Source organism: Delftia sp. ZNC0008, from assembly GCF_000799035.1.
GTDB lineage: Bacteria > Pseudomonadota > Gammaproteobacteria > Burkholderiales > Burkholderiaceae_C > Comamonas > Comamonas tsuruhatensis.
Genome location: NZ_JTKZ01000329.1, coordinates 1 through 5331, shown reverse-complemented (window position 1 = coordinate 5331; position 5331 = coordinate 1). Strand labels below are relative to the sequence as shown.

The window sequence follows — 5331 nt, the reverse complement described above, 5'->3', positions numbered from 1 at the left end:
CCGCGTCGATGTCTGGGACCAGGAGCCGCCGCCCGCTTCCCATCCACTGCTGGCCCTGCCCCAGGTGGTGGCCACCTTCCACACCGCCGGTGTCACGCACGAGGCCCGGCGCAACAACGCCGAGCTGGCTGCCACCCAGATCGTGCAGTTGCTGGCCAATGGCCAGCGGCCCGCGCGCCTGGTCAATCCCGAGGTCTGGCCGCATGCGCGCGAGCGCATCGCCAGGGCCTTGGACCCGTCCCGTTCCCTGTCCCGTTAGCCGCTTCCTTCACCATGACTACAAAGCCTCTCAGACCACTGCAAGAGGCGACCCAGGAGACAAAGATGACACAGCAAGCAAGGCGCGCATTGTGCGCAGGCCTGGCCGCCGCCTGCATGGCGCTGCCGGCCCTGGCCCAGGCTCAGGCCCAGGCGCAGAGCGAGGCCCCCTATCCCTCGCGCAACATCGAGATGATCGTGGCCTACGGGCCCGGCGGCGGCACCGACCTGGTGGCGCGGCTGCTGGCCCGCCATCTGGAAAAGAAGCTGGGCGGCAGCGTGGTCGTGCTCAACCGCCCCGGCGCGGGCGGCGGCATCGGCTTTGGCGAACTGGCGCGGGCCAAGCCGGACGGCTACACCATCGGCTTCATCAACACGCCCAACGTGCTGACCATTCCCATCGAGCGCAAGAGCAGCTTCCACTGGAGCCAGTACGACCTGCTGGGCAACCTGGTGGACGACCCGGGCGGCTTTGCCATCCACAACAGCAACGCCATCACCACGCTGGCCGGCCTGGCTGCCTACGCCCGGGCCAACCCCGGCGCCGTGACCGTGGGCACCACGGGCACGGGCTCGGACGACCACCTGGCCATGCTGCTGTTCGCCAAGGCCACGGGCACGCAGCTCACCCATGTGCCTTACAAGGGCGCGGGCGAGGTGCGCGCCGCCGCCACGGGCCAGCAGATCACCATCGGCGCCATCAACGTGGGCGAGGTGCTGGCCTACCAGAAGGGCGGCACTCCCATCCGCCTGCTGGGCCAGATGTCGGCCGCGCGCAGCTCGCTGGCGCCCCAGGTGCCTACGTTCAAGGAGCAGGGCATCGATATCGAGCTGGCCTCCCTGCGCGGCCTGGCCGCGCCCAAGGGCTTGCCCGAAGGCGTGCGCAAAAAACTGGTCGATGCCGTGGCCGCCATCGCGGCCGACCCGCAGTTCAGGCAGCAGGCCGAGGCCATGTACGCGCCGCTGCGCTACCTGGCGCCGCCCGCCTACGCGGCCGAACTGGAGCGCACCGAGGCCGGCTTTCGCAAGCTCTGGACCGAAATGCCCTGGCAGGACGGCAAGCCCTGAAGGCCCTGGCCATGCAAACCTTTGAATGGACAAGGACGACTGCCATGACCCCTCTGTCGCGCCGCAGCCTGGCTGCGCTGGCCCTGTGCGCCCTGGCCCTGCCGGCCCTGGCGCAAGGCCCCATCACCCTCATCGTGGGCTGGCCTGCGGGCGGCCCCTCCGACAACGTGGCGCGGCTGGCGGCCACGCGCATGAGCGAGGCCCTGGGCCAGCCCATCACCATCGACAACCGGGCCGGTGCGGGCGGCAACCTGGGCAGCGACGCGGCGGCCCGCGCAAGGCCCGATGGCAACACCATCATGCTGGCCACCGTGGCCTCGCACGGCCTGAACTCCGCGCTCTACGCCAAGCTCAACCACGACCCGCTCAAGGACTTCGCGCCCATCGGCATGATCACCACCTCGCCCAGCGTGCTGCTGGTGCCCGTGGCCTCGCCGCTGCGCTCGGTCAACGATCTGCTGGAGGCGGCGCGCGCCAGGCCGGGCCAGCTCAACTACGGCTCGGGCGGCGTGGGCTCCAGCCAGCACCTGGCAGGCGCCAGCTTCAAGCAGCTCACGGGCGTGGATGTCACCCACATCCCCTACAAGGGCACGGCCCCGGCCATGACCGACCTGATGGCGGGCCGCGTGGACTTCGTGCTCACCACGGGCGCCATCCCCTTCATCCGCTCGGGCAAGCTGCGCGCCCTGGCCGTGGCCTCACGCCAGCGCCTGCCGGCCCTGCCCGATGTGCCAACGTTCGAGGAAGCAGGCGTCAAGGGCTTCTACACCGACTCCTGGTACGGGCTGGTTGCCCCGGCCGGCACGCCACGCGCGGCGCTGGAGCGCCTGAACGGCGCACTGGCCACGGCGCTGCGCAATCCCGAGGTGCAAAAGCAGTTCATCGACCAAGGCTCGCTGCCCGTCAAGCCCATGGGCGTGGACGCGTTCTGGCGCTTCGTGCGCGAGCAGATGCCCGTGGCGGCCGAGCAGGTGCGGGTGTCGGGGGCCAGAGCCGAGTGAGCGCAGCCGGGTGCGGGCGGCCACGCAGGATCGGCACGGGCGCCTGCGCAGCCGCAATGCAGCCAGCGTGTCACTTGCAGGTCACTGGCAGGTCACTGGTAGTTGAGCGTGAAGGTGGCCCGTCCGTTGGCCAGGCCCGTGGTGACGGAGGGCTGGGTCTGGACATAGCGCGCCGTCAATGGAATCACGTGGTTGCTGGTGTTTGGGGTGATGGTGCCCGCCTGCCACTGGTTGGGATTGCCGAAGTTGGCGGAGTCCTCGCCGTAGCTGATGACCTTGTCGCTGCTGCGGATCTGGATGCCGATGCCGGCAGCCCCTCCGGTCACCGTCAGCACATCGGAGCGGTTGGCGGCATCGTTGGCATCCGTGAGCGTGACGAACGGGCGCAGGGTGGAATTGGCTTCGCCCCCGGTGCATATCAGTTCCAGATCGAATGGCTGGGGCGCGGAGGTAGCGCCTATCCCGTTGAACAGTGACCTGTTGATTCGCTGCAGGTTCACGGCGATGTTGCTCGTCTTCACCCGGCAACTGGCGCCTGTGCGCACCACGGTGCTGCCGGTCGCCTTCACGATCCAGTTATTGCAAAGGCTATTGCAGTCAAACCGGGCGGATGAATAGCTGCTGACGCTGAAAGTGCCCGATTGAACGGCGCCTGTCTTGATGAGTTGCATCCATATGGTTTGCTCATGTACATCATTCCTTAGCCATCCCGTGGCTCCTGCATTGTTGGACGTAGTGGTGATGGACATGGTTTTGCCATTGGGGAAATTCCTGGCTTTCCATATGGCACGCCAACGGACTCCTATTCCGCGCAAAGATGTGGAGTAGATATCGCCGTCCAGCGTGGTGGGGTTCATGATTTGGGGCCATATTTCTGAAGATGGCCCCGAAAGCACACTGTAGGAAATTGTGTCGAGGGTGGATTTGACCATGGGCGATTCCCATAGCACTGATCCATTCATGATATTTCCTGCGGGAACGTTGATGATTTCCGGTAATTGGATGGTGGACGACGCCGGGGTAAATATGCCTCCATAAATGGAGCTTACAGAAAAGCAAAGCGTTGCCGTAATGAGAAAATATCTGATTTTTTTCATATGAATGAAACCGGAAACGATGCAGGAGAGTTTGATGGGCGTGCTCCAAAGTCTATTCCTATGATTGATGAAAATCCATAGGATCATTCTGATATTGGCAATGCTTTTTCATGACTCCAATGCCGTGTTCCGTGCGCTGCTGTTGCGCGGCATTGCCACCGGGTCCGGCCTGCGGCACACCTGGCGCAAGCGGCGCCAACGACGTGGGCGGCCGCCTGGGCACGGCCGCCTGGGCATGGCCGCCACGGGCGACGCCTTTGCAAGACGCCTGGGATGAGCCGGTGGCTCAACCCCGCCTGCGCGCCGCCAGCCCCTGCACCACGGCTGCCAGCCGGTCGATTTCCTCGGTGGTGTTGTAGAAGGCCAGCGAGGGCCGCACGGTGGTCTCCACGCCGAAGCGCCGCAGGATGGGCTGGGCGCAGTGGTGGCCGGTGCGCACGGCGATGCCTTCGGCGTTGAGCGCCTCGCCCACCTCGGCCGTGGTCCAGCCCTTGAGCACGAAGGACAGCACGCTGGCCTTGTCGGCCGCCGTGCCGATCAGGCGCAGGCCGGGGATGGGCGCCAGCGCCTGCGTGCCGTACTGCAGCAGATCGTGCTCGTAGCGCGCGATGCGCTCCATGCCCAGGGCTTGCACGTAGTCGATGGCGGCGCCCAGGCCCACGGCGTCGGCAATGTTGCCGGTGCCCGCCTCGAAGGTGTTGGGCAGGGGCTGGTAGACGGTTTTCTCGAAGGTCACGTCGGCAATCATGTTGCCGCCGCCCTGCCAGGGCGGCATGTCCTCCAGCACCTCGCGCCGTCCCCAGACCACGCCGATGCCCGTGGGGCCGAAGACCTTGTGGCCCGAGAACACGAAGAAGTCCGCACCGATGGCCTGCACGTCCACGGCCATGTGCGAGACCGACTGCGCGCCATCGACCAGGGCCCGGGCGCCCGCCTGGTGGGCCAGCTCCACGATCTGCTGCACGGGCACGACCGTGCCCAGCGCGTTGGAGACCTGGGTGACGGAGACGATCTTGGTGCGTGGGTTCAGCAGCCTGCGGTATTCATCGATGAGCACCTGGCCCGAGTCGTCCACCGGGATCACGCGGATCTTCGCGCCCTTGGCGGCCGCCAGCTGCTGCCAGGGCACGATGTTGGCGTGGTGCTCCAGGTGGGAGACGATGATCTCGTCGCCCTCGCCCACATGCTGCCAGCCCCAGCTCTTGGCCACCAGGTTGATGGCCTCGGTGGTGCCGCGCACGAAGATGACCTCGTTCACGTCGGGCGCGTTGATGAAGCGGCGCACGCGCTCGCGCGCGCCCTCGTAGGCGTCGGTGGCGCGCGCGGCCAGTTCATGCGCCGCGCGGTGGATGTTGGAGTTCTCGTGCTCGTAGAAATGGCGGATGCGCTCTATCACCGCGCGCGGCTTGTGCGTGGTGGCCGCGTTGTCCAGCCAGGCCAGGGGCCGGCCGTTGACGCGCTCGGACAGGATGGGAAAGTCCCGGCGCACGGCATGCACGTCGAAGGGCGCCTGCACGCCGGCCGCTCCATGCCTTGCCCCGTGCGAAGCCTGCTGGCGCTGCAGCGGATGGGCCGGCGTGGTGTAGCCGGAGGGCAGCACCACGGGATCGACAAAGTAAAAGCGCGGCTCGGCCGAAGGCACGGTGGACGCAATGCCGGGCCCTTCTGTGGGCACGCCGATGCGCGGCACGGCGGGTGCCGCAGGTGCAGCAGGTGGCGTGAACGGGAGCGCGGCCAGCGCATCCAGCGGATCGCCCTGGCGCTGGGGCACGCCCAGCACCTGCGATCCCAGGCGCGGCTCGTAGGCGGGCAGGGCGCTCACGACATGGTCGGGCACGCCGTTGCCGGCCTGGGCATGGGGCAGCAGCGCGGGCGCGCGGTGGGCCAGCGAGGCCAGCGGCGCGGGC

The 5331-nt window shown here is 67.4% G+C and carries 4 protein-coding genes and 1 pseudogene; 3 read left to right on the top strand and 2 right to left on the bottom strand.

Going from position 1 to position 5331, the window contains the following annotated elements:
- The 3 genes and pseudogenes from L995_RS10980 to L995_RS10970 form a co-directional block, all read left to right on the top strand.
- Positions 1 to 259, top strand: a pseudogene (locus L995_RS10980) (3-phosphoglycerate dehydrogenase); the annotation flags it as partial.
- Between the two features lie 65 nt (positions 260 to 324).
- On the top strand, positions 325 to 1326 hold the full coding sequence (locus L995_RS10975; protein WP_047471617.1) for a tripartite tricarboxylate transporter substrate binding protein: 1002 nt from the start codon (positions 325 to 327) through the stop codon (positions 1324 to 1326).
- Positions 1327 to 1370: 44 nt separating this feature from the next.
- On the top strand, positions 1371 to 2327 hold the full coding sequence (locus L995_RS10970; protein ID WP_047471614.1) for a Bug family tripartite tricarboxylate transporter substrate binding protein: 957 nt from the start codon (positions 1371 to 1373) through the stop codon (positions 2325 to 2327).
- A 92-nt stretch (positions 2328 to 2419) separates the two neighbouring features.
- On the opposite strand, the gene L995_RS10965 is transcribed toward L995_RS10970, so the two are convergent.
- Positions 2420 to 3424, bottom strand: a complete 1005-nt coding sequence (locus tag L995_RS10965; protein WP_231574410.1) for a fimbrial protein — start codon at positions 3422 to 3424, stop codon at positions 2420 to 2422.
- 286 nt (positions 3425 to 3710) lie between these two features.
- Positions 3711 to 5331, bottom strand: a 1621-nt coding sequence (locus L995_RS10960) for a family 2A encapsulin nanocompartment cargo protein cysteine desulfurase (protein ID WP_047471609.1), incomplete at its 5' end; no start/stop codon positions are given.